This window comes from Candidatus Poribacteria bacterium, from assembly GCA_028820845.1.
In the GTDB taxonomy this organism is placed as follows: Bacteria; Poribacteria; WGA-4E; order WGA-4E; family WGA-3G; genus WGA-3G.
In genome coordinates this window covers 44,179-66,119 of the sequence record JAPPII010000067.1, presented here as the reverse complement: position 1 = coordinate 66,119, position 21,941 = coordinate 44,179, and the positions used below count along the sequence as shown (strand labels likewise).

Below are 21,941 nucleotides of genomic sequence, written 5' to 3'. Positions count from 1 at the left end.
AGACGCAATAAAACGATGGCGACCATTACTACCGAAGGCGTACGCCATGTCGCAAATCTCGCACGCCTCGAATTTAATGACGAAGAGACAGAACATTTTACCGAGCAGCTCGCCCGAATTCTTGACTATATCGGGAAATTGAACGAGCTTGACACAGATGATGTGCCGCCAACATCGCACATTCATCCACACCAAGTTGTTATTATAGGTGGCTCACAAACGGAAGCCGCTCATGTCGCGAAGCCGGATGTCGTCAAGCCGTCGTATCCACGCAAGGAAGTCCTTGCGAACGCGCCTGAACCTGAAGAAGGATATTTCGGAGTCCCCAGAGTCGTTGATCGCAGCCACTAAATGGCTATTGGCTGTTGGCTGTTAGCGATTGGGTATAATACTGTTTCTGATAAATATTCTCTCTTTTGTACCACAAACTGTATGAACATTAAGAATTTAAATCGGTAATTCCAATTTTCCCCAAACTCAGTAGGTGCGGTTTGTAACCGCACCGGACCTTACCGAATTATTTATTTAAACTTCATTTAGTTTGTGTGCTTTTGTAGCGCAAACTGTTAGTTTGCGCCTTCCGAGAGTTAATCATTGTTAAAAATCCTTGTCAAATCCAAAGAAGGTTAGAACGCACCGAAAACCACCGTGAAACCGTAGGGGCTGGGTTCCCCAGCCCGTACAGAACGGTGAACAGATTAAATAGTTTAAAAATGCTTTACGAATTAACGGCACACGCACTACATGAAAAACTCAAGACGCGGGAAATTACCGCTGTCCAACTGGCAGAATCTGTCTATGACCGTATTGACGCTGTTGAGCCTCACGTCAAAGGCTATCTAACGCTTACGAAGGACATCGCCTTGGAACAGGCGCACACTGCGGATGTTAGGTTTCAAAACGGGGACGCTATGCCGCCTTTGGCTGGCATCCCGATTGCCATTAAAGATGTAATCTGCACCAAGGGTGTGCGCACGACATGTGCCTCCAAAATCCTTGAAACCTTCGTTCCACCTTACGACGCGACCGTCATGACCAAACTCCACGAACAAGGAGTCGTTATGCTCGGTAAGACAAACATGGACGAGTTCGCGATGGGGTCGTCTACCGAGAACTCGGCGTATCAGATTACGCACAATCCGTGGGACCTTGACACTATTCCTGGGGGTTCCAGCGGTGGGTCTGCTGCAGTGGTCGCGGCGGATACGGCTATCTGTTCTCTTGGTTCAGACACTGGCGGTTCAATTCGCCAACCCGCTGCGCTCTGTGGGGTCGTCGGTATGAAACCGACGTACGGACGCGTCTCCCGATACGGTTTGGTCGCATTCGCCTCCTCACTCGATCAGATTGGTCCTTTTACAAAAGATGTTACCGATTGTGCACTGCTGCTCAATGCTATCTGTGGCAGCGATGCCATGGATGCAACCTCTGTTGATGTGCCTGTCCCTGATTTCACACAGGGTCTCATCGACGATGTGGAAGGTATGAAAATCGGCATACCGAAAGAGTATTTCACACCGGCGTTAGATACGGAAGTCGCAGACCGCATACAGACGGCTGTTGCTGTTCTTGAACGACTCGGGGCGACGGTTGAAGAGATCTCTTTGCCCCACACGGAGTATGCCATCGCGACGTACTACATTATTGCACCCGCCGAAGCCAGTGCGAATCTTGCACGGTATGACGGTGTACGCTACGGATATCGGCAGGAAAACCCTGAAGACCTGATTAACATGTATAAAAAGACGCGCAGTAAAGGATTCGGTGAGGAGGTAAAACGTCGGATTATGCTCGGTACTTTTGCACTGAGTGCGGGGTATCAGGATGCCTATTATAAAAAGGCACAGAAAGCGCGGACGCTCATCAAATCTGATTTTGATGCTGCGTTTGAGCGGGTTGATGTTATCGCAACGCCTACCTCGCCGACGCCTGCCTTTAAAATAGGCGAGCGAACCGCAGATCCGTTGCAAATGTATCTTTGCGATGTGATGACGACCCCCGCAAGCCATGCCGGACTTCCCGGTATCTCTGTTCCGTGTGGGTTGGTGAAAGACGGGTTGCCTGTCGGGTTGCAACTGCTCGGCGCGCCTTTCGCAGAAGAAAAAGTTTTACGGGTTGCCTATACCTTCGAGCAAAATACGGATCACCATCTGCAGAAACCGCAGATGGGTGTGAATGGAGATGTTTCATCATGAATGCTGTAACTGCACCGTTTGGTGGACTGCTCGGCGCAGCGATAGGTGGCGTGCTGTGGGCAAAGTATATCCAATGGACTGGACGCACAGCTGGTTTTGTTGCTATCGGTATTGGGGTGCTCACTGGACTCGGCATACTTTTCACGAGTAGCCGGAGCCTCGCGCGCGATGCAAAAACGATGTGGCGTGTGGTCAGTGCTGCTGCCGCACTTTTCGCGATACTCGGTATCTTTATCGGGAAGTATCTTGATGTCCAGTGGAACGCAGTCGCGCAAATCGCAGCGCAGCTCCAACAAGAGAATAATATATCATTAGAACAAGCGATGCCCATCGCTACAACCCTGTTTAAAGGGCAGTCTGTCTGGGAGTTGATGCAGTCACGCATGAGTCGCATCGATCTGCTTTACGGTGCTGTTGCTGCCTTTATCGCTTTTCGTATTCCGAGTATCAAAAGGCTACGCAACTATTTTTATTAGGAATTATGTACTTCAACTGTAGGTGCGGTTTCTAACCGCACCGATCCTGTGTGTGAAAATATACTCCTGCTGGCGAGGTTTCCTAACCTCGCCACTGTAAAGTTGATTATGGGTTCCACTAAAATTAAAACTGATGCCTATCGGAGGAAACAAAACATGAAACATTTGATAATACCTTTTCAAAACCCACAAGCTACGACAAAAAACTGTTTTCGCATCTTGTTATCTATATACCTTATCTGTGCCATGCTGCCACTCGGTTGGAGCTCAGATGAAGACGAGAAACTCGTCGAAAACCTTGCACTTTTCTCACAGATATTGGCGTATGTCCAACAGTCGCATCTCGACACCCCGGACACCAAAGAACTCATGGAGGGTGCCATCAACGGCATGCTTCGCAAGTTGGACCCGTACAGCCAATTTATTCCAGACTATACCAAATTTCAGACCGACAACCGCGGCAATTACGGCGGACTCGGCATGACGATCGGTATGCGGGAGGATATGCTCACTGTGATTACCCCTTTTAAGGATCGCCCGGCAGCACTCGCGGGTGTCCAAAACGGCGATGTCATCAGCCATATTGAGGGTGAATCGACGGCACTCATGTCCTTGAACGAGGCTGTTGAGCAGTTACGGGGTGAACCCGGAACACCGGTTTCTATCACAATCATCCGTGAAAACGAGGGGGTACCCATTGAGGTTACCGTCACGCGTGAGGTGATCCGGATTCCGAGCGTGGAAACAGACATTATTGGTGATAAGGTTGGTTACATCAAAATCAATCAATTCCTTCAGACCACGGCTTATGACGTAGATAAAGCATTTGTTGATTTCAAGGAACAGGGTATCCGAGGCGTTGTTCTCGATCTCCGTCTGAACCCGGGTGGGTTACTCTCTTCAGCTGTTGATATCGCCAGTGATTTTCTGAGGCCCGGTCAACTCGTTGTTTACAGTAAAGGGGTTGAGACGCGTGAGGATTTTGTGGCGAAAGGTGAGAAAAGGGAGGAATTTCCATTAATTGTCCTCGTTAATGGCGGGAGTGCAAGTGCCTCAGAAATCGTCGCGGGTGCCATCAAGGACCATGGGCGCGGACTCGTCATGGGTGCTAAGACATTCGGGAAAGCATCTGTCCAGCGTGTGTTTCCGCTGAGAGGTACAAAGGCTGCCGTCAAATTAACCGTCGCACGCTACTATACACCCAACGGTGTCGATATTGACAAAATCGGCATCATGCCCGATGTTGAATCCCCATGGTTTAGTCGTTCCGAGCAGCAGATGCATGTGAAACTCCGTAATCACGAAAAACTCAAAACCTTTGTAGAGGAAAACGGCGATGATGTCTTGAGCCAACTCAATGTTGCCTTTCATGCCTCCCGTGATGATAGACAGGCAGCAAAACTCCGACGGAGTTACCAACGTCTGTCGGATGCACTCGTTGAGGAGCAGATTGTGCTGAGCGATGTCGGCATTAAATACGCGCTGGCACAGATTACGGAAACCTCTCAGGACGAACTGGAACATGACCCACAAATCGTCGCTGCTATGGAGCAATTAAAAGTCCTTGAACTTTTCGCAAAGTAGAACTAAAGGAGAAAACCCCATGCCTGAAGCCAATCCGCCGCAAGCCTTATCCGATGTCCAAACGCCACTGCTGAACTACGTTGACAACAGATGGCAGCAGTCCACGACAGATGAATTACTGGACGTTACGAATCCAGCGAATGGGGAAGTCCTCACACAAGTCCCGCTTTCGCAGGCTGAAGAGGTCCATGAAGCCGCCACTGCTGCTGCCACTGCACTCCAAGACTGGCGGCGGACACCCCCCGTCGAACGTGTTCAATATTTGTTCAAGTTGAAAAATCTCTTAGAGGACAACTTAGACGACATCGCGAGAACCATTACGCTTGAGTGTGGCAAAACGCTTGATGAGGCAAAAGGCGAAATGCGGCGCGCCATTGAGAACGTCGAGGTCGCCTGTGGTATCCCCACGCTCATGCAAGGCACGAATCTTGAGGACATCGCAACCGGCATTGATGAATTCATGATCCGCCAACCTGTCGGGGTTTGTGCTGCCATCGCACCTTTCAACTTTCCGGGGATGATTACCTTCTGGTTTCTACCGTATGCCATCGCTTGTGGGAATACCTACATCGTCAAACCCTCTGAGAAAGTACCCGTCACCATGCAAAAGGTGTTCCAACTCTTGGAGCAGACGGGACTCCCGAAAGGCGTTGTTAATCTGGTCAATGGCGGTAGGGACACTGTAGATGCTATCTTAACGCATCCCGATGTTCGTGCGGTTAGTTTCGTCGGTGCGACCGCAACGGCGAAAGCCATCTATGCGAAAGCCGCGGCAAACGGAAAGCGCGTCCAGTGCCAAGGCGGTGCGAAAAATCCGCTCATCATTCTTCCCGATGCCGATCCGCAATTCACGGTTAACGCCGCGACGGAGAGTGCGTTTGGGTGTGCTGGGCAGCGCTGTCTTGCCGCCTCCCTTGCCTTCACCGTTGGTGACGCACAGGGTTGGTTCACAGAAGCCATCGCTGACACCGCCACTGACCGCGTCGTCGGGAACGGATTGGAAGACGGAACCGAGATGGGACCCGTCATCACCACCGAAAGCAAGACCCGAATTGAGGGGTTGATTCAAGCGGGTGCTGATGAAGGTGCGCGGCTTCTTGTTGATGGTAGGTATCCGAGTATCCCCGGGGGCGAAAATGGAAACTTCATCCGTCCAACGGTTCTCAGTAACCTCGATCCGAAGGGCGATATTGCCGGCACTGAAATCTTCGGACCTGTTCTCGGACTTATCCACGTTGAGACGATTGACGATGCGATCGCACTCGTCAACGATGGACGTTACGGGAATATGGCATGTCTCTTTACAAGTAGCGGCGCATCCGCCCGCAAGTTCCGTTATGAGGCAGAGATCGGAAACATCGGCATTAACATCGGTGTCGCTGCCCCGATGGCATTCTTCCCCTTCAGCGGCTGGAAAGACAGTTTCTTCGGCGACCTCCACGGTCAGAGTTGGGATGCCGTAGACTTCTTCACCCAAAAGAAGGTCGTTGTTGAACGCTGGGCATAGTCTCCAACCATAGTAGGCGAGGTTTGATAAAGTTTAGGAATTTAATCAGGTAATTTCTTAACGTGCGATAAATCGCGTTACTACGAACCAGTCTCCTGTTTGTAGTAGGGCAATTCATTGCCCGTCAATTATCGAATTATTTTATTAAACCTCATTAACCTCTTCTGACCGCTGACCGTAAAAAAAAGAGCCGGGCGTATGCACCCGACTCAATTTCATTGTAGGTATATCTTAACGGGATCTACGGGATTCCCTCTGGTTCCGTCGGGACTGATCACCACGCCGCCGTGTTTCCGTCCGTCGTTTCTGTGTCAACTCCGTCAATTTCGTCATCTGATCTTCCGTCAAAATTTCCTTAAGACCTGCGTTAAGTTTTGCGTTTGTTTCTTTGACGGTTTCGCGTATTTTTCTCACAGTCTCGCGATTGGTATCCGCTTTACGTGCTTTGTTAATTTGTGTTTGAAGTTTCTCGCGGGTCTCCAGATAGATTGGACGTGCCTTAGCCAACGTTTCATCATCCACTTTCACACCGAAGGTCAGAGCGATCCAAGACTGGTGCAATGCGGACACAGGATTTACCGTCCTTGCCATCCTATCACGATTTACATTACGAGATTCCCGTCTGTTCCGAGCAGGTTGATGTGCTGCTGCTATGTTTTCCAAAACAAACATGCCGACCATCGCGATGACTGCGATTGCGCTGAGTGCGAACCATTTCCGTTTCATTTTTCTATCTCCTATGAGTTTTTTAATTTTGTGAATGCCCATTTATTTTCATCAAGGGCGTTCCATTTTGCTTTTGCTTTTTTAGTCAATTCTATCCAGAAAAGGTTCGTGTTTTTTTAATTCTATATCAAAAGCGTTTGATATTTGGACAGGTGTTATGCTATAATTATCGCAGCTGTTACCGATTATCGAACTCACGTTACTATAGAAAATTATTAAGCAAAGTCTGGATATACGTGTGCAGACCGATTTGCAGTTCTGGAAAATTTATCTTGATACATGTTGTCTCAGTCGGCTTTTCGATCCGCCTACGCAGGAACGGATTATTCAAGAAGCTGGGGCTATAGGGCGGACCCTCACTTATATTCGTAGAGGTGATTGGGTTTGGATCTCCAGCGATGTTTTGACAAATGAGGTTAATCAAACTCCGGATCTGAGAAAACGCCTTGAAATGAAAGGTCTGCTAACTCGTGCGCATAAGACGATTTACACTCAGGCAAACGAAAAATTAAGAGGCAAACAACTTGAGTTACTAGGATTCAAGCGTAGAGATGCTTTGCATATTGCATGTGCTGAGAGTGACAAGGTGGATATTTTTCTAACAACTGATGACAGGTTACTCAGAAGAGCACAACGCTATTATACACAACTTCACGTCCGAGTTGAAAACCCGTATACATGGTTACAAGAGGTGGATTAAGATGAACGTTTTAGAGATGACGGATCTTGAGATTTACGAAGCGGCTATTGCAGAGCTAACGGCACAATTAGGATCTGCGCATACAGATCAGTTCCTCCGTCAGTGTAAACCGAACGAGTATGATTATTCTGTTGAGCGGCATAAGTGGTTAGACGATGAACCAGATATTGACACGATTGTTGCGCGTATCCGGCAGAGAGAAGCAGAAGAAAAGAAAGAAGAACGTATCAAAGCCGAGAGGGTTGCTAAGTGGCGTAAGGGCTTATTAGAACTCACCGATATCGAAATCTACGAGGTTGGGCTTAAAATTCTTATAGACAAATTTGATGCCTATGGATATGTCAGATTTTTCCAACAGCATTTCAAACGCCTCAGCGATGTTCAACCCGCCGATCAACCGCCGGTACCCGATAACAACCTGAATGTGATACCTCCAAAGCGGATACCCGCAGCCGAAACACAGGATTAACAAGAGCACCCATGTAAGTTGGATTTACCAGTGCCGGAATGCAAAAAAATAATAACACACAAGCCCAATGATGCCAAAACATATTACAATCTTGGCATGGCTTACTACAAAAAATGCGAATACGACAGAGCCATCGCAGCGTTTAGTGAGACCATAAAGCGCGATCCTGATCATTTTGAAGCCTACCACAATCGCGGCAATGCTTATTGTGATGAACTTGATTTTGAGAAAGCCATCGTAGATTATACCAAAGCAATAGAGATCAAACCTGATTATGCTGAAGCCTACTACAGTCGCGGTAAAGTTTACACAGAGTACGATGCGCGTAACAAAGCTATTACAGACTTTGGCATGGCTATAAAGTTTGACTCTGAACATGCCGACGCGCACGGTTATCGCGCGGATCTTTATCGTGAAAAAGGTGAATATGACAAAGCCATTGAGGGATATAGCATGGAAGTAGAACTCCGACCCGATTATGCCGAGGTTTACTTCGATCGCGGTACTGTCTACCTGAAAAAAGGCGAATATGACAGGGCCCTTGAAGACTTCAATAAAGCTGTAGAGCTCATTCCGACGTTTACAAAGGTTTATGCGAAACGCGCCCGAACTTACTCTCACCTGGGCGAATTTGAACTGGCTGTTCAAGATTATAACAAGTGCTAACTTTTGAGCCGAAACGTCTATACATAATTTTAACTCGTAAAGGAAAGTGAATGTCAAACTCTTGTTACTCGTTACACCAATATACTGTTGATACATTATTGAATTGGATTAAGACTGAGGATATAGTTATCCCCGAAATCCAGAGACCTTTCGTCTGGTCTGCAAACAAAGTCCGTAATTTTATTGATTCCCTTTACCATGGTTATCCTGTCGGATATCTGATTACGTGGCCCAAATCAGATATTTCCCTCCGAGGGGGTGAATCATCAATCCGTGAACGTGTTTTGATTGATGGTCAGCAACGGATGATGGCACTTCGGGCAGCTTTGTTAGGGAAAGAGATCCTAACAAAAAAATATAGAACCCAGCGAATTCAAATAGCCTTTCATCCTGATAAGGAAGCGTTCGCGGTGACGACTAATGCTATCCGTAACGACCCAGAATGGATTTCTGACATATCTACTGTTTTTAACTCTAATTCGGGTTTGCTTCGATTGGTTGATGAGTACTGTGAGAGAAACGATGAGGTTGATCGATATGAAATGGGAGAACGTATAGGAAGGCTTTATGAGATTCGGAATAATTCTCTCGGTGTTATTGATCTCAATGTGGACCTGAATTTAGGAACTGTTGCAGAAATTTTTCGACGCATTAATGGGACAGGTGTGAAATTAAATGCTGCGGATTTTATTATGTCGAAAATGGCTGCAAGTGAACAATATAGCGGACACCTCCTGCGCCAATCCATTGATTATTTTTGTCATCTAGCGACTGTTCCAACTGCTTATGAGCAATTAGTTGATGCTAATTCTATTTTTGCTAGTAGTGATTATTTTCACGCACTGGAATGGCTAAAAGATTGGAGTGATAATATCTATGTACCCGCTTACACGGATATGCTTCGGGTGGTTTTCACGTATGAGTTCAAACGTGCGGACTTAAACAATTTAGTAGACTCGCTCTCGGACGGCTCGGCAGAAAATACATTTCAGCGACTTAAGAACAGTATACGGGCATACATAAATGAGACTAATTTCAAACGTTTTATAGCGATATTGCGATCAGCAGGATTTACAGATGCCTCAATGCTTACGTCGAGAAACGCTGTCAATTCTGCGTACATCCTATTTTTGACGTTACGTACCAAGAATATGGATTCTGGGCGAATTGAAAGATTAGTCCGTAGGTGGTTTGTGATGTCAGTCCTTACAGGTAGATATAGTGGTGAACCACAAGCCACTTTGGGTGAGGATGTTCGAGGTATGAACGCTGAAGGTGGAGCAGAGGTGTATCTTGCAGGACTGGAACGAGCTGGACTTTCAGACGCTTTTTGGAATGAGGAGTTTAGGCAGAACCTGAACCTATCAGGCTTTAAAAATGTTTATTTTAATTTATTCCTCGCAAGCCAAATTAAAGTAAATGACAAAGGTTTTCTATCTCGCGATATTACAGTCCGAGACCTTTTTGCGGGCCAGAGAGACATTCACCATATATTTCCGAAGAATCACCTTCAGAGGATAGATGTTGCTGACAGTAAATACAATCAACTTGCTAATCTTGTAGTGACCCAAGAGGAAATTAATCGTTCAATTGGTGATACTGCCCCCGCAACGTATTTTTCAGAGCTGCAAACAGCATGTGGAGAGGGTGAATCTCGCTATGGTGGTATAGACAACCTCGAAGATTTGAGTGCTAATTTCAATGCGCATTGTATTCCCTTCAGCGGGACAGACACGGCAATTTTTGAAAATTACGATGAGTTTCTGGAGGAGCGTAGAAAACTTATAGTGGCTAAGATACGGGACTACTATCAATCCTTATAACGTAAATTGAGGAATTTATACGGTGAATAATACAACTGAACCTATCAACGCAGCCCCAACAGCGAGGTATGATAGACCGCTTAGTGGCGTGAAAAACATCCTTACGGATGCGCTTTACGAGATGGGTTATGATAACACGTTGGTAGACGTACTCATAGAAAGAAATATTATTGACTTTGACCTCGTTGACTATACGAAGCATGTCATATACCAACTTGAAGAGTACTATGGAGAATCCGCTTTATGGGGTGATCTTGAAAGTGCTGTTGCTATTGAAAGTCTTGAGGCTTCTTTGACCGGAGAACTTGGGGAAACTTGGAGTGCTTCTGAGGGCACCACTTTTCAAGAACGGATCCGAGATACGATCACCGAACCAATTGAGAACTTGGGGTTGAAAGCGGTTTTATGCTATGATTTGCGGAATAGCTCTACCTTATCCGAAGAATTGGAAGGTGTAAAACGGAATTTGGCAATTGACTATAGGGAATCTGATGCTTATCTTCCGCATATTGATCTCGTTGTTTATTCTCCCCGAAACTCGCGCATCATCGCTCTAATCGTCTGCAAGGTTAATGTAGAAAGACAAATTTTTGATATAGCTTATTGGAAACTCAAACTTCAGACAAATGAAAATAGTGCTGCCATCAAATACTATCTCATCACAACCGATATAGACAAGACCTTAAAAAGTATGGATTTACCACATATCCACCATCGAGCCATTATTGAAACGGAGATCGATAGTACATACGTTCTAACAGCCAAGCCATTTGCAGAAAACGGCAAAGTCAAACTCTTTGAACATTTCATTGATGATCTTAAACAGGTCATCAAAGAGAGTGAGTCGTAGAAGACAGGAATCTGGTTATACGTGTGCAGACCGATTTGCAGTTCTGGAAAATTTATCTTGATACATGTTGTCTGAGTCGGCTTTTCGATGACCAGACACAAACTCGAATTCGCCAAGAAACCGAAGTGATTAGCTGGATTCTTACGCAATTTCGTATCGGACATTGGTACTGGGTCTCCAGCGATGTTTTGGTAGATGAAATAGAGCAAATCCGAGATTTAAACCAACGTATGCAAAGCAAAAATCGGCTAACCCAAGTGCACCAGACTATTCCGCTTGGAATCAGCGAAATATCAAGGGGTAAACAACTTGAAGTATTAGGGTTTAAGGAGTTGGATGCTTTGCATCTTGCTTGTGCTGAGAGTGGTTCTGTAGATATTTTTCTTACAACAGATGATAGACTACTCAGAGGAGCGAAACGTAATAACTCGTTCCTTCGCGTTCGGGTCGAAAATCCTTATGTGTGGTTCCAGGAGGTACCAAGAAGTGAACGTCTTAGAGATGACAGATAGTGAACTTTATGAGATGGGATTTAAGATCCTCACCGATAAACTCGGTGCCTCTGAAGTGCCACGCTTCATTCGGCAGTGTCAACCCGGCACAGGTGATTATTCCGTTGACCGACATAAGTGGTTAGATGATGAAGATATTGACACTATCGTCAAGCGGATCCAAGAGAGTCGCGCGGCAAGAGAAGCAGAAGAACGCGCACGTGCTGAAAGATTCGCTGCACCTCAAAGCGAAATCAAAAAAATGGCGGATCTTGAGGTTTTTGAAATTGGAAATCAAATCCTTGTTGAGAAACTTGGCATTGATGGGTTCATCAGGTTTACTTGGCACTGTCAGGAACTTAACGGCGGTCATCCTCGGGACCTAATTAAAAATGAGAAGGATGCTGAGGAAAGGATTAAACTTTACACGATAGGCTTAATACTAAATCCAAGGATGGTGGAAACTTACATCAGACGTGGAAACGCCTATAGGTACATTGGTGAGTATGATAAAGCCATTAATGACTATAGTGAGGCGATAAAGATAAGACCGGATTACGCGGAAGCCTATTACAATCGCGGCAACGCTTATCGGGATAAAGTTGATTTTGACAACGCTATCGTGGATTATACCAAGGCAATAGAACTCAAACCTGATTATGCCGAAGCCTACTACAGTCGCGGTAAAGTTTACGCAGAGAAGGACCAATAACTTGATGAACATCGCAAATGCCCCATGCTCCTGGGGCGTACTTGAGTTTGAATTAGACGGCAAAGCACCCGATTACGTCCAAGTGTTAGACGAGATGAGCACCATCGGCTACACCGGCACCGAATTAGGCGATTGGGGATTCATGCCGACAGATGGCGCGCAACTTCGTGCTGAACTTGAAAAACGCGAGTTGAAAATGTTAGGTGGATTCGTCGGCATCGCACTCGCTGATCCAGAAACACACACAGCCGGTGAAGCGAAAGCACTCGACCATGCTCGGTTGATGGCAGCTGCCGCCGGTGAAACACCCTTCATCGTGCTTTCAGATGAAAACGGGGTTGTAGCGGAGCGCATCCGCTATGCAGGGCGCATCCGTCCCGAACACGGTTTAACGTCAGAACAGTGGGATACTTTTGTGGACGGTGTGCATCGTATCGCTCAGACGGTGAAAGATGAAACCGGACTCCGAACCGTTCTGCATCCGCACTGTGCAGGATACATAGAAACACCAGAAGAGATTGACACACTCATGGAACACACCGACCCAAACCTGCTCGGATTGTGCTTCGATACGGGACATTACCGATTCGGCGGTGGTGAGCCGCTTGAGGCATTTACGCGGTACACCGATCGGATCTGGCACGTTCATTTCAAGGATTGCCATCCCGATATTGCTAACCGTTCTCGCGAGGAAGGGTGGGACTACTTTGAATCGGTAGGTAAAGGCGTTTTTTGCGAGTTGGGCAAAGGTGAGGTCGATTTTCCAGCGTTTATTGGGGAGTTACGGAAGCGGAACTACGACGGTTGGATCGTCGTCGAGCAAGATGTTTTACCCGGCATGGGCAGCCCTTATGAGAGTGCCGAGCGGAATCTACAGTATCTGAAGTCAGTAATATAGTATCATTTTTAATTGAATACTTTTCCAAAAGAATGAATTGAGCCTATCACCAGACGAAATCCGGGATTGATTTCTGTGAGTTTGCGCGTCGCATTCCTAATCCTGCCAATCCTTATTCTGACGACAAAATGAGTCCAAAATCCGTGTAATCCGCGATTCACGCAACTTATAACTTATAACTTATAACCAACAACTATCCTACAACCTATCGACTGTATACGCCTCCAACAACGCTTCGTCCAAATCCACACCGAAACCCGGTGCATCGTTTAGGCTGAAAAGTCCATCTTCGGGAGCAGGTCGCAAAAGACGATACAACTCATTTTCAACACCGTCGCGAGAAGGACCGAAAGTCTCCGCCATACACGGCATCGGAAGGCACGCAGTGAGATGTAACCCCCAAGGTGTCCCGGCTTGGTGGAGCCACGTCGGAATCTCCTGCGCAGCGGCTTCTCGAGCGATACACAGACATTCCATAAAACCGCCCGCCCAACTGATGTCTGGCTGAATCATATCCGCCGCCTTCCAACGCAACAGTTCACGGAACCCGTATCGCGTAAATTCATGCTCCCCAGAGACGATCCATGTCGGCTGGATATCGCGAACTAATTGCGCCATACCTGCGTAGTCATCCAGCGGTATCGCTTCCTCGATCCATTTGATGTCCACGTCAGAAGCCGCTTCAGCAAAACGGAGCGTATAATCCACATCCCAACGGAGATAGATGTCCGTCATCAATTCTACATCCGCGCCGATGGCATCCCGTGCGGTGTGTATCATCTCCACGTTTTCCGCGAACCCGTCTTTACCTTCCGCAAGACCATTTCGGAGCGGCAGCTTACAAGCAGGGAACCCGTTTTCGGCGTAATAGCTGACATCCCCGCCTGTCGCATAAGCAGGAATCTTAAGGCGCGGAGAATCTGTGATGAGGCTATAGACAGGCGCGCCTACAATCTTCCCGCATAGGTCAACGAGTGCAAGTTCTACGCCGCTTAAGGCATAAATAACCACGCCACGCCTTCCGTAAATTGAGGTGATGTGATAGAGACGGTCCCAAATCTCTTCGACATCAAGAGGATCGCGTCCGTGAACAAAATGCTGGAGATGTCTCTCAATAATCAGTGCACCCGCGAGTCCACCGCCGCCGAGTCCGTATCCCTTTAAGCCTTTATCCGTCGTTATCTCGACAATTAACGCTCCGGCTTGCGCTGCGAATGGACCCCGCCAGTCAACGTGCCCTGTTTGAGCAGCTGGTTTCTGCCACTCACCGCCTTTCGCAAACCCCAAACTCGGCATCGCGCGAGGGTTCAAATTGACGTGCCACGTGCGAATTCCAGCAACAGTGTGTCGAGTTTTCGCACGCGTTTTCCACTCAGATGCCAGATGGTATTCCTTAGATTGCATAATGTTCCTCCTTAACCCATAACCCACAACCCATAACCCAATAACAGATCACGACGGCAACGCAAAATAGCCGATCCCCGTGAAAAACCCAACGATCATCCATAGACCTACCATCACGTATTCCCCAAAGATTAAACCGAAAGCGACAGGACGAATCTTCCGATAGGTTGAGGCACCGCCAAACTTGAGTGCCATGTATTTGATGAACCAGCCAACCAGAATTGACGACCAGAGATGAAACGGTGGGTATGTTGCTCCCAGTAGATAGCCGATCGGGTGCAACGACCACCAGACGAAGTTCTGCCGCATCCAGAGCATGAAGCCTGTAAATCCCGCGCCTGCAATCATGCTGTATACCTCGTCCCACTTCGTTTCAATCGGGAATTGGATAAGGCTGCTCATCCGTTGAAAATAGTTGCGAGGTGCTACCACAAAAGTCCAGCTCTGTAGGAATAGCGCGCCTTTATCGTAAATCAACGTTAGCGATGCGTAAACAGAGACGAGGGCTGCGACAACAATTGCGATGCCTAAGATAGGGATGAGCCGCCGCCGAGCCAATCGCACCTCGTCCGCCGCCTTAAAACTGTGGAGGAAGTTCGGCATCATGAATTCGCCCCAATCTCTTAAGAACGTCCGTTGGAAACTCAATATCGCCAAACTCTTATGTCCTAATGCATTAGAACCTAAGGTAATATCAATGTACTCTGAGGGAAAAAACGGTGCCTGCACAAGCAGTAACCCACCGTTGACGACCATCCACGTTAGCACAACAGATGTGATAAAGATAGAAAGCAGTGTAACCAAGGCGACCCATGTTGTTATGCCAGCGACAACTAAAAATATAACGAGCGTGATAAATCCCAAGAAAAATCCGAGCAGCGCGACGCGGTATGAAACCGGTTCGTTTGAGTCGTCTATATGTCGTCCGCCCGGTCCTGCCCGTTCCATGCCAAACGTCTTTCTGAAAATTGTCCCAATATGTTCACGTCCCATCCAAAAAACCGCAGGCACAAAGACGAGATACCCACCCATTACTTGACGGCTGCAACTAATCCATGGACCGATGCTCAGACCGATCGCATTCATGATGATATATTGGAGTTTGAAGAAGAGATAGAAAAACCAGAGGCTGAACGACACCTCAAGCGTTAGTAAAGAGGCAATCCCGATAACCGAAAAATAGATGACAAACCGCATCGCGGGCCACCATCCGAGCGTATGCCACGGTTTCTCCGTAAAAACTGTGTAAATATTGTAGATGAGGGGAATCTCTGGCACTTTCGGAAAGTGGGCGTGTAATCCGTTGATGAGGTGCAACACGACAGGAAGTGCCATCCCTGCCCAAAGCAGTCTGCTTTTGAAAAAAGAATTAAGAAGACTGCCACGCTCAGGTTCCGCGGCGAGTTGTATCGGAATCTGAATTAAGGGGAACGAGAATCTTTCACGTTCTACCCACTGCTTTCGGAGAATCGTTGAAAGGCAGAGCGTTGTGAAATAAAAAATAAGAACGAAAAGCCCCCAGATGAGGAGCGGTTCCAGCCAGACCATCCACGGAACACTTTCTGCGGGACCGATGCCCTCATAAAAGTCCGTTACAGCCTGCGGTTCCGTAACAACAAGCCATTCTGGGATATGCGGATGGAGCGTTTCTGACCAGTCATTTTCCGTTGTGGCGAAGTACCGGACCGCAACCAGTGATGGCAGCAGAAACTGCAACAATCCCATTGACGGGATGCCCACTGCAGCAATCAGCATGATCCAGATGACGGTCAGTTCAAGCGCGGAAAAAGCAAAACGTCCGCGCCGCATCAGTTTGCGCAACGGCACATTGACGAGAAATACCAGAAGGAGGATCCCGAAGATTGAACCGACAGGGAGGTGATTCCCCGCAATCTTGGAGTTTTGTAGGTAATAATTGTTGTAAGGCGTGACTGCACACATCGCCGCTACTAACAACAGACCTACGAGGATAGCAGGAAATCGAATTTTTTGGCGTGACGTGTTGTCAAAGCTCGTAGGGGCGAGGTTTCCTCGCCCACCATCTACCCTCCGCTCCGATGATTGTTGCTCCAAAGCCTTGCTCCTACGTGCGTCAGCCTTCTTCTCTTACTGAAGGACTGTAGAGACAGATTTCGGCATCCACGACGCGACCATCAGGGAGTGTGTATTGATTCGGTGTCCCTCTACCCCACGGTTCCTTAAATTCTCGGCTTCGCACCTGATCCGCTGCTTTCTGCGCAGCGACGGCTTCCCATGAGAAGTCTGCCATGAGCTGCTCGTGCAGGGATGCCGCTAACTCCCTATGTGCTGCCTGACCGGCGAGGTTCTCGAATTCGTCCGGATCTGACTCTAAATCGAAAAGAATGGATTCATCTTCAGGGAAGGCAACATACTTATAGCGGGGCGTTCGGAGCATGCGCATCGGACCCGTCGTCTGATTTGACCAGTACTCGGTAATAGCAGTGTCGCGCCAACCTTCACTGTTCCCGGACATAAGGTTCGTCAGATCGTCGCCGTCTAAGCCCTCAGGGATTGGGATCCCAGCCCTTGCACACAGGGTCGGGAAAAGGTCGTTTAATTCGACAGGTGCTGTCACTCTCGCTTCGTGCGATTGTGTTGAACTTCTATCTGACACAATTAACGGCACGCGTGCCGCCGCTTCATAGTAGCTTGATTTCCACCACTGTCCGTGTTCTCCTGCCATCTCGCCGTGGTCGGTTGTGTAGACGATAATTGTATTATCCAAGAAGCCGTCACGTTCTAAGAGCGCGAGTAAATCCCCGACGGTTTCATCTAAGAACTCACAACAGGCGTAGTAAGCCGCTCGCGCTTTCCGGGCTTCTTCCAGTGGAATGTCCTCTGTGTTGAAGTTATCTCGTAAGCCTTTTGCATAGCGGTGTGTCTGCTCTAAATGTCCCGGCGGGATATTGGGCATATCTACATTGTCGGGAAAATACTTATCGAAAAGGCGTTTCGGGGCTGTCAATGGGAAATGGGGACGGCTATAACTCGCGAGCAAGAACCACGGCTGTTCCGACGGTTGCGATCTTAAATATTCAAGCGTCTCTGTGTTAATAACCCGTTCTTGCAGGAGGCTGGTGGGAATCTCCGTGATACCTGCCAATCGCGTCCGTTGTCGTGTACCAGATGATATCAGGGGGTCTGTCTGATGTCCAGCATGGCCGCGCAGGTCGCCATAAGGTCGGGATTGGAAGCCGTTGAGTTGTTCTTTTCCGCCGAAGTGCATCTTACCAACAAGTGCGGTCGCGTAGCCGTGTTCTGCGAAATGTGCTGGCATCGTGAGGTGTTCGGGGAAAAGAATTGACCCGTTATTCCATGCCGAACAGCGGTGGGCGTGTTTGCCAGTCAGCATGCACATCCGAGAGGGTGTACAAAGGGGGACTTGGCAATAAGCACTCTCAAAATAGGTGCCGGATGCTGCAAGTTGGTCCAGATTCGGGGTTTGGACAATTGTATTCCCTTCACATCCTATCGCGTGTGGACTGTGTTCATCACTCATTAAAAATAGAATATTCGGTTTTTGCGCCATCAATCAGTAAATCTCCTGTAACTTTATAAATGTGCCTTTGTTGTTTCACCTGACCTACGTGTGTGCTTAGAAAGTATGATTATGGAAAGCGTGTATTCAATTTAGTTTACACGATTTATGAAGGATATGCAAGTAGAATCTGAGGTGGATTAGGAGGATAAAAAATAGACGCTATCATGATTTAATTGGGTTAGGACTTACAAAAGTAGCTGCCTTTATTTTTCAGACGGTTTTGCCTTGCGTTTCGTGATACCCATCGCCAATGCCGGTAACACAGCCTCAGAAATATCAAGAGAGTAGTCAAAAATCACCCACCCTGAACCCCCTAAGGAACGGGACAGATAGATCTGCTCAACAACAGCATCTGGTTTCAGAAGAGAGTTAGAAGCCGTCGCACCTATACCCGGATAGATAGCGAACCCTTTGGGCAGTAAAGCAAGTTGGTTGTTTAACAATTCCGTAAAATAGTCCGTATTTTCTGTATAGTTCATCGGGCACACAAAGTCGATATAGCCAGCCTTTGCCCATGCAATCCAATCCTGTCCTATGGAGGTAACGCATGCTGGATAACTTCCGAAAACTGCTGCGGAAATTTTGATCTCAGGATCCACTTCACGTGCCCGTTTGTGCAATAAACGCACCAGACGTGTTATCTGTTGCGTCCGCCACGCAATGTAACGATCGCCGTGTTCCCCTGTCCTTGGTAGGACTTCCGCGGGCCATTTCTCAATTTCCTGTCGTGTTGCACGCACAAATCTTTCACGGCATGCGTCGCAGTAGCAGGCATGGCTTCCCGGATAACGGATATAATCCAAATGGATACCGTCTACATCGTAATTTGTTATAATTTCCAGGACACTCTCCAACTCCAATTGAACATTTTCTGGATGCGATGGGCAAAGCCAGTTAAGGGGTTTGCCAGTTGCAGAGACTTGTGTCCGTCCTGCCTCCCGCAGTTTTTCAACAAATTCTTTCGGCGCGCCTTCCAAGTTCCATGTGATTTTCCATACATGGACCCCCAAGCCGTATTCACGTGCCGCTGTCACACATTGTGCGAGTTGATCCCCGTATTGCGAAAAGGTTTTGCTTTGAGGTAAGACCTGACTCGGATAATGTGCTACACCCGCCCACGCCATATTCGGAAGAATCATGTTAATCCCCGCCGCCGCTAATTCTTTGGCAGACCGGTGCCAATCTCCCGGATACGCACCGAGTCCGGAGTGATTCCATACGGCGCGTCCCTCTGTTTCGATGCTGGTGTGTGATAAGAAATAGGCTTTTGAAAGTATTTCACGGCTTGCGCGGGCTGTGGTTATCGCTGCTTTGTAGTTCTTGGCTTGGTATGCAGCGCGCGTCTGCTGCATCAGATCACTTCCTGTTTTTAAAGCCTGTATCGCTTCCTGCACACCGCCTCGTTGCACAAACTGCTCCAGTTTCTCAAAAGTCTTTGTGTGTCCGATAGCAGGCATCGCCGCTATTGCCTGTTCAGCAAGCACTTGCCAAAATTCTGGCACGAGGTGTCCTAAGAGTGCCGCAAGTAATCGGGTCTTCGTTTGAATGTCATCAGGGAGAAAAATGTGACTGAAAAAAACGCCTGCCTCGTTCATAAAAAGCGCAGGTAAACCGGTCGATTTCCCCGTTGCATCGTGCCAATAACCGATGATTTTTGTCTGAGATGTTGTGGGCTCCGCCACTGTAATGTTCCATGAGGCTTGTCTGACAGCGGTGGGTATATCGGGTACTTCAGGCGCCCGCAGCTGAATAGTGGAGAATCGTCCGGGTGGATCGTCTTTTAACCAATCCGTTTGCTGTAAACCCAGCAGAGGTGCCACTGTATTTGGGAGGTTATAGGTTACAAAAAGTTTACCTCCCTTTGCAACAAAATCTTGCAAGAGTCTTGTTGTTTGAGGGGTTACTGTGGAATTTAAGGGGAGAATAATTAACCGCCGAAATTGCAGTGCCGCTTTAGAAAGCGACGCTTCTTCGAGCGTGTCCGCGGTGAACCCGATACTGTTGAGTATTCGGTTGAATCGCTTGCTAACAGAACGGGCGTATTGAACATCGCCTTCTGATGTTTGGGATGTAACGGATGGCAAAACGATTGCAATCTTCGCCTGCTGTGCGGACACAAAATTGTGTCCATTGACGATCCAAAGCGTCGCGCATACGAGGAGGATCTGCCGGATAATCCCTTGACCTCTGGCGTTTACTGGAAGATGGGTGTGCGAAATGTTGTCTGCTGTGTATGATAAATTTTTGCTGGCAAATCGAGTCAAAAAGGTCATCTCTTTCTCGCAATACTTTTAGCCGAAAATTTTGGGCTTTGCCTCTGGACAAAAGGGGATTCCCCGGTCTTGCCCAAAAATTCGTCAACGCCTTCGGCAACCGCAGTGGCTATTTTGGATTGATACGCCGATGTTGCGAGTTTCTGGCGTTCTGTTGAATTTGAAAGAAAACCTGTCTCAATTAGGACAGCAGGCACCCTTGTTCCAATCAGAACTACAAAGCGGGCATGCTTAACGCCTCGATCTGCTGCCCCGGTCGTTTGTACCAATTTTCGTTGTACATGTTCTGCCAAACGTCTGCTGTCCTCACTCTTGCTTTCTTGGATGATTCCCTTTAGTAGGGATTCGAGTTCTTGGATGCTATAGCCGGAATTTATATTTTCCCGCGCTGCAATCTGTTCTGAAGCTTTGTCTGTACTGCGGACATCCAGATAATAGGTTTCGATACCGTTCGCTTGCGGGCTTCCGCTGGCGTTGGCATGGATGCTCAGAAAGAGGTCCGCCTTATGTCGCGTTGCGAATTGGGTGCGTTCCTTGAGTGGAATAAGACGGCTGGTCTCTCGTGTCATTAATACAGTATAACCTTTTGCAGTTAAGATCTCTTTGAGTTTTTTTGAAATACTGAGAACAACCCCTTTTTCTTGGATCACGCCATCCCCTAATGCTCCCGGGTCTTTGCCACCGTGACCGGGATCAATAACAATCGTTTTTGCCATCAATCCAAACTCACGCGTCAGTGATTCCGGGTCTAACCCTTTTTTAGCCGATGTTGACGCTGAAAGTTTTGGTTTCGGTTTCGATTGTGTAGGTGTCTGTTTCGGTTTGTTTGGCTGCTCTGCAAAAGTCTGTTTCGGTGTGTCTGTCTGTGTTTGTACAATATTTTCAGGAGACGATACTACTTGTTTTCGTTTCGGTTTGAATGCCTGTAATTCCACGGAAACGGCGGTAACAATTTCCTTATTTGTTGAAGTGCTGATGAGATTGCTATAGAACGTCTCGGCGCGTGTGAGGGAACCTTGCCTCGCGTATAAGCGCGCCAATTCTAATTGTGCGTGATCCAACAACCCAGAGTCAGCGTAGCGGTTTTCTATCATCTGGTATTGTGTGATAGCTTGATGATCTTGGTTAATATGGTCGTAGCAACGTCCTAACCAATAGTGAGTGTATGGTACGTACGGCGAATTGGGGTAGGTATGAACCAGTTCTTGAAGTGCCTTGATTGCGTGTTGGGGTGCTTCGGGGTCGCCGTTCTTAATGCTCCACATCCAACTGGAAGCAATCGCATATTGTGAATCATCGGCGAAGGGTCCTTGGGGATCTGTATCAATAACTTTTTGAAACTCAGGAACCAAGGCGCGCCACTCTGCAGTGGTAGCCTCTTTTTCACCGCTTGCATACGCGTGATGGTGCAATGAAACCTCTTTATAACCTGACATACTTGTACATCCTGCCAATACTGCCAGAAAGACTATTGGCAGACACAAACTATATATTTTCACGTTTTTTTCCTCTCTCATTATATTTTTTTCGCTATTTTATGTGCCTTAAAATAAAACGGAATTTTTTCAGTTTTCGTTACTAAATTGTACCATCGCGATCCGATTC

At 47.6% G+C, this 21,941-nt stretch carries 19 protein-coding genes; 13 read left to right on the top strand and 6 right to left on the bottom strand.

Annotated features, from left to right (window positions below):
- Positions 1-15: 15 nt before the first annotated feature.
- The 5 genes from gatC to OXN25_13750 all read left to right on the top strand — a co-directional run bounded on the left by gatC (position 16) and on the right by OXN25_13750 (position 5,762).
- The gene (gene gatC / locus OXN25_13770) at positions 16-351 is read left to right on the top strand and encodes an Asp-tRNA(Asn)/Glu-tRNA(Gln) amidotransferase subunit GatC (protein ID MDE0425924.1); all 336 of its coding nucleotides are present in this window, start codon (positions 16-18) and stop codon (positions 349-351) included.
- 362 nt (positions 352-713) lie between these two features.
- A complete protein-coding gene (gatA, locus tag OXN25_13765; GenBank protein MDE0425923.1) occupies positions 714-2,195 on the top strand; it encodes an Asp-tRNA(Asn)/Glu-tRNA(Gln) amidotransferase subunit GatA in 1,482 nt (493 codons plus the stop codon).
- The gene (locus OXN25_13760; GenBank protein MDE0425922.1) at positions 2,192-2,671 is read left to right on the top strand and encodes a hypothetical protein; all 480 of its coding nucleotides are present in this window, start codon (positions 2,192-2,194) and stop codon (positions 2,669-2,671) included. The genes gatA and OXN25_13760 overlap by 4 nt, the downstream gene beginning before the upstream one ends.
- A gap of 156 nt (positions 2,672-2,827) precedes the next feature.
- Positions 2,828-4,255 carry a S41 family peptidase gene (locus tag OXN25_13755; protein MDE0425921.1) on the top strand — a complete coding sequence of 476 codons (1,428 nt, stop codon included), beginning with the start codon at positions 2,828-2,830 and terminating at the stop codon, positions 4,253-4,255.
- A 19-nt stretch (positions 4,256-4,274) separates the two neighbouring features.
- Positions 4,275-5,762 (top strand): CoA-acylating methylmalonate-semialdehyde dehydrogenase, encoded by a 1,488-nt coding sequence (locus OXN25_13750; protein MDE0425920.1) that lies wholly within the window; start codon positions 4,275-4,277, stop codon positions 5,760-5,762.
- A 231-nt stretch (positions 5,763-5,993) separates the two neighbouring features.
- Here the strand turns inward: OXN25_13750 and OXN25_13745 are convergent, their stop codons facing one another.
- The gene (locus OXN25_13745) at positions 5,994-6,488 is read right to left on the bottom strand and encodes a hypothetical protein (GenBank protein MDE0425919.1); all 495 of its coding nucleotides are present in this window, start codon (positions 6,486-6,488) and stop codon (positions 5,994-5,996) included.
- A 238-nt stretch (positions 6,489-6,726) separates the two neighbouring features.
- Here OXN25_13745 and OXN25_13740 point away from each other — a divergent pair, with 238 nt between their 5' ends.
- The 8 genes from OXN25_13740 to OXN25_13705 are packed head-to-tail and all read left to right on the top strand — an operon-like array spanning position 6,727 to position 13,097.
- Complete coding sequence (locus OXN25_13740; protein ID MDE0425918.1) at positions 6,727-7,188, top strand: PIN domain-containing protein; 462 nt, start codon at positions 6,727-6,729, stop codon at positions 7,186-7,188.
- A 1-nt stretch (position 7,189) separates the two neighbouring features.
- Complete coding sequence (locus tag OXN25_13735; protein MDE0425917.1) at positions 7,190-7,657, top strand: hypothetical protein; 468 nt, start codon at positions 7,190-7,192, stop codon at positions 7,655-7,657.
- A gap of 30 nt (positions 7,658-7,687) precedes the next feature.
- Entirely contained in the window at positions 7,688-8,323 is a 636-nt protein-coding gene (locus OXN25_13730) for a tetratricopeptide repeat protein (GenBank protein MDE0425916.1), read from the top strand.
- Positions 8,324-8,373: 50 nt separating this feature from the next.
- Complete coding sequence (locus tag OXN25_13725) at positions 8,374-10,146, top strand: DUF262 domain-containing protein (GenBank protein ID MDE0425915.1); 1,773 nt, start codon at positions 8,374-8,376, stop codon at positions 10,144-10,146.
- 22 nt (positions 10,147-10,168) lie between these two features.
- A complete protein-coding gene (locus tag OXN25_13720; GenBank protein ID MDE0425914.1) occupies positions 10,169-10,996 on the top strand; it encodes a BsaWI family type II restriction enzyme in 828 nt (275 codons plus the stop codon).
- A gap of 23 nt (positions 10,997-11,019) precedes the next feature.
- Entirely contained in the window at positions 11,020-11,508 is a 489-nt protein-coding gene (locus OXN25_13715; GenBank protein MDE0425913.1) for a PIN domain-containing protein, read from the top strand.
- Positions 11,483-12,199 (top strand): tetratricopeptide repeat protein, encoded by a 717-nt coding sequence (locus OXN25_13710; GenBank protein ID MDE0425912.1) that lies wholly within the window; start codon positions 11,483-11,485, stop codon positions 12,197-12,199. The genes OXN25_13715 and OXN25_13710 overlap by 26 nt, the downstream gene beginning before the upstream one ends.
- A 4-nt stretch (positions 12,200-12,203) precedes the next feature.
- Positions 12,204-13,097, top strand: a complete 894-nt coding sequence (locus tag OXN25_13705) for a TIM barrel protein (protein ID MDE0425911.1) — start codon at positions 12,204-12,206, stop codon at positions 13,095-13,097.
- 198 nt (positions 13,098-13,295) lie between these two features.
- Here OXN25_13705 and OXN25_13700 read toward each other — a convergent pair whose 3' ends face one another.
- The 5 genes from OXN25_13700 to OXN25_13680 all read right to left on the bottom strand — a co-directional run bounded on the left by OXN25_13700 (position 13,296) and on the right by OXN25_13680 (position 21,772).
- Positions 13,296-14,501 carry an L-rhamnonate dehydratase gene (locus tag OXN25_13700; GenBank protein ID MDE0425910.1) on the bottom strand — a complete coding sequence of 402 codons (1,206 nt, stop codon included), beginning with the start codon at positions 14,499-14,501 and terminating at the stop codon, positions 13,296-13,298.
- Positions 14,502-14,549: 48 nt separating this feature from the next.
- Entirely contained in the window at positions 14,550-16,574 is a 2,025-nt protein-coding gene (locus OXN25_13695) for a hypothetical protein (GenBank protein MDE0425909.1), read from the bottom strand.
- A gap of 19 nt (positions 16,575-16,593) precedes the next feature.
- Positions 16,594-18,051, bottom strand: coding sequence for a sulfatase-like hydrolase/transferase (locus OXN25_13690; GenBank protein ID MDE0425908.1), 1,458 nt, complete (start codon positions 18,049-18,051; stop codon positions 16,594-16,596).
- Between the two features lie 215 nt (positions 18,052-18,266).
- Positions 18,267-20,336 carry a family 10 glycosylhydrolase gene (locus tag OXN25_13685; GenBank protein MDE0425907.1) on the bottom strand — a complete coding sequence of 690 codons (2,070 nt, stop codon included), beginning with the start codon at positions 20,334-20,336 and terminating at the stop codon, positions 18,267-18,269.
- Entirely contained in the window at positions 20,333-21,772 is a 1,440-nt protein-coding gene (locus tag OXN25_13680) for an N-acetylmuramoyl-L-alanine amidase (GenBank protein ID MDE0425906.1), read from the bottom strand. Before OXN25_13680 ends, OXN25_13685 begins: the two co-directional genes overlap by 4 nt.
- Between the last annotated feature and the right edge of the window lie 169 nt (positions 21,773-21,941).

Coding starts and splice junctions, on each gene's coding strand:
- gatC (MDE0425924.1), top strand. CDS start 16: ATGGCGACCATTACTACCGAAGGCGTACGCCATGTCGCAAATCTCGCA.
- gatA (MDE0425923.1), top strand. CDS start 714: ATGCTTTACGAATTAACGGCACACGCACTACATGAAAAACTCAAGACG.
- OXN25_13760 (MDE0425922.1), top strand. CDS start 2,192: ATGAATGCTGTAACTGCACCGTTTGGTGGACTGCTCGGCGCAGCGATA.
- OXN25_13755 (MDE0425921.1), top strand. CDS start 2,828: ATGAAACATTTGATAATACCTTTTCAAAACCCACAAGCTACGACAAAA.
- OXN25_13750 (MDE0425920.1), top strand. CDS start 4,275: ATGCCTGAAGCCAATCCGCCGCAAGCCTTATCCGATGTCCAAACGCCA.
- OXN25_13745 (MDE0425919.1), bottom strand. CDS start 6,488: ATGAAACGGAAATGGTTCGCACTCAGCGCAATCGCAGTCATCGCGATG.
- OXN25_13735 (MDE0425917.1), top strand. CDS start 7,190: ATGAACGTTTTAGAGATGACGGATCTTGAGATTTACGAAGCGGCTATT.
- OXN25_13725 (MDE0425915.1), top strand. CDS start 8,374: ATGTCAAACTCTTGTTACTCGTTACACCAATATACTGTTGATACATTA.
- OXN25_13705 (MDE0425911.1), top strand. CDS start 12,204: ATGAACATCGCAAATGCCCCATGCTCCTGGGGCGTACTTGAGTTTGAA.
- OXN25_13700 (MDE0425910.1), bottom strand. CDS start 14,501: ATGCAATCTAAGGAATACCATCTGGCATCTGAGTGGAAAACGCGTGCG.
- OXN25_13690 (MDE0425908.1), bottom strand. CDS start 18,051: ATGGCGCAAAAACCGAATATTCTATTTTTAATGAGTGATGAACACAGT.
- OXN25_13685 (MDE0425907.1), bottom strand. CDS start 20,336: ATGACCTTTTTGACTCGATTTGCCAGCAAAAATTTATCATACACAGCA.
- OXN25_13680 (MDE0425906.1), bottom strand. CDS start 21,772: ATGTCAGGTTATAAAGAGGTTTCATTGCACCATCACGCGTATGCAAGC.